Raw genomic sequence first — 2,729 nt, forward strand, 5'->3', positions numbered from 1 at the left:
CTCTCCAGACCGGACACCAGCTCCCCACGCTCACCACCCACGACAACCGCCCGGTGCTCGAACACCGACCGCGTCGCCGCCAACGACCACGCCACATCGGCCGGTTCGAGTCCCGGGCGCGTTGTCACCCATTCGCGCAGCCGCTCCGCCTGCGCCGTCAGCCCCTCGGCCGTACGGCCCGACACCAGCCACGCGCTCACGCCGTCGGCCGCGATCACGGCGGGGGCACCGGCCGACGGTGCCTCGTCGGCGGGCTCCTGCGGGATGTCCGCCGTTGCGGTGTCCTCGGCCGGGGCCTCCTCCAGGATGATGTGCACGTTGGTGCCGCTCATGCCGAACGCCGACACACCCGCGCGGCGCACCCGCTCGCCGGTGGGCCACGGCACGGGCTCGGTCAGCAGCCGTACCTCGCCGGCCGACCAGTCCACGTGGGGCGTGGGTTCTTCCACGTGCAGGGTCCGCGGCAGCTGCTCGTGCTGCAGCGCCAGCACCATCTTGATGATTCCGGCGGCGCCGGCGGCGGTCTGGGTGTGTCCGATGTTGGACTTCACCGAGCCGAGCCACAGCGGCCGGCCCTCGGGGCGCTCCTGGCCGTAGGTCGCGATCAGGGCCTGAGCCTCGATCGGGTCGCCGAGTGTGGTCGCAGAACCGTGGGCCTCGACGACGTCGACCTCGTCGGAGTGCACCCCGGCGTTCGCCAGCGCGGCCCGGATCACGCGCTGCTGCGAGGGACCGTTGGGCGCCGTGAGACCGTTGGACGCACCGTCCTGGTTGATCGCCGACCCGGGGACCACCGCCAGCACCTTGTGGCCGTTGCGCCGGGCGTCCGACAGCCGCTCCACCACGAGCATGCCCGCGCCCTCGGCGAAGCCGGAACCGTCGGCCGACGCGGCGAACGACTTGCAGCGTCCGTCCACGGAGACGCCGCGGGCCTGGGAGAAGGCCACGAACACGGCCGGGGTGGCGGTGACGGCGACGCCGCCGGCGAGTGCGAGGGAGCACTCCCCGGCCCTGATCGCCTGGCAGGCCATGTGCAGGGCCACCAGCGCCGAGGAGCACGCCGTGTCCACCGTCACGGCCGGGCCCTCCAGGCCGAACGTGTACGACAGCCGGCCCGACATGACGCTGGCCGCCGTGCCGGTCATCAGGTGCCCTTCGGCGACCCCGGCGCCCTCCAGCGGGACGTCGATGCCGTATCCGGAGGTGGACCCGCCGACGAAGGCACCGGTCTGGCTGCCGCGCAGTGTCGCGGGGTCGATGCCGGCGCGCTCCAGCGCCTCCCACGACGTCTCCAGCAGCAGCCGCTGCTGCGGGTCCATGGCCAGCGCCTCACGCGGGCTGATCCCGAAGAACCCGGCGTCGAAGCCGCTAGCGTTGCGGACGAAGCCGCCCGCCTGTGTGTACAGCGTGCCCGTACGTTCCAGGTCCGGGTCGTAGAGCGCTTCGAGGTCCCAGCCGCGGTCCTGCGGGAAGGGGCCGATCGCGTCCGCGCCCGAGTCCAGCAGCTGCCAGAGGTCCTCCGGACTGACCGCACCGCCGGGGAACCGGCACGCCATGCCCACGATGGCGATCGGCTCGTCCGCGGCACCTGTCGCCACCGGACCGGAGGGTGCGGCAACGGCCGGCAGGTCCCCCGTCACTTCCGAGCGCAGCAGGACGGCCAGCGCCGCCGGTGTGGGGTGGTCGAACACCAGCGTCGCGGGCAGCCGCAGGCCGGTCTCCGTGTTGAGACGGTTGCGCAGCTCCACCGAGGTCAGCGAGTCGAAGCCGAGGTCGGTGAAGGCCCGGGTCGCCTCGATGGCCTCCGCGGAGGCGTGTCCGAGCACCGCGGCCACATGAGCGCGCACCAGGTCCAGCAGGATCCGGTCCCGCTCCGTCGCCGACACCGACGCCAGACGGCGCCGCAGCGCGTCCGCCGCACCGGCAACCGCACCGGTGCCGGCGCCCGAGGCGGCCGTACGCCGGGCGGAGCCGCCCCCGCCGACGAGCGCCCGCCACAGCGGCGGGACGTCCGTGGCGCGGGCGGCCTGTGCCCGCAGCCCCGCCACGTCCAGCCGGGCGGGCACCAGCAGTGCCTCCTCCCGGGCCAGCGCCGCGTCGAACACCACCAGGCCCTCTTCGGCGCCCATCGTCACGAAACCCGAGCGGTCGATGCGCGACAGCAGCCGTTCGCCCAGGTTGCGGCCGATGCCCGCCTCGTGCGCCCACGCGCCCAGTTGCAGCGACAGCCCGGCAAGTCCGGCCGCACGTCGGTAACCGGCGAGAGCGTCCAGGAAGGAGTTCGCCGCCACGTAGTTGCCCTGACCGGGCGCACCGAACGTCGCCGCGGCAGAGGAGAACGTGACGAAATGTTCGAGATCCATGTGCGCGGTGAGTTCGTGCAGGTGCCAGGCCGCATCGACCTTCGGCCGCATGACCGCCGACAGCCGCTCCGTCGTCAACGAGGGGATCACTCCGTCGTCGACGACGCCGGCGGAATGGATGACGGAACCCAGCGGGGACTCGGCCGGAATCGTCTCCAGCACTGCGGCCAGCGCTCCTCGGTCCGCCACATCGCACGCGATCACGCGGACCCATACGCCCAGTTCGGCCAGCTCCGCGACCAGAGCAGCCACGCCGGCAGCCGGACCGGAGCGGCTGGTCAGCAGCACGCCGCCGGCCCGGCCCGTCGCGACCAGGTGACGGGCCACCAGACCGCCCAGCGTCCCGGTCCCGCCCGTCACCAGCAC

The 2,729-nt window shown here is 73.5% G+C and carries 1 protein-coding gene; it reads right to left on the minus strand.

Annotated elements, in window-relative coordinates; genetic code table 11:
* On the minus strand, positions 1 to 2,729 hold a 2,729-nt coding region (locus AB0H32_RS47705; RefSeq protein WP_361135821.1), incomplete at both ends, for an SDR family NAD(P)-dependent oxidoreductase.

Origin of the sequence: Streptomyces sp. NPDC020362, from assembly GCF_040642095.1 — a bacterium.
Lineage (GTDB): Bacteria > Actinomycetota > Actinomycetes > Streptomycetales > Streptomycetaceae > Streptomyces.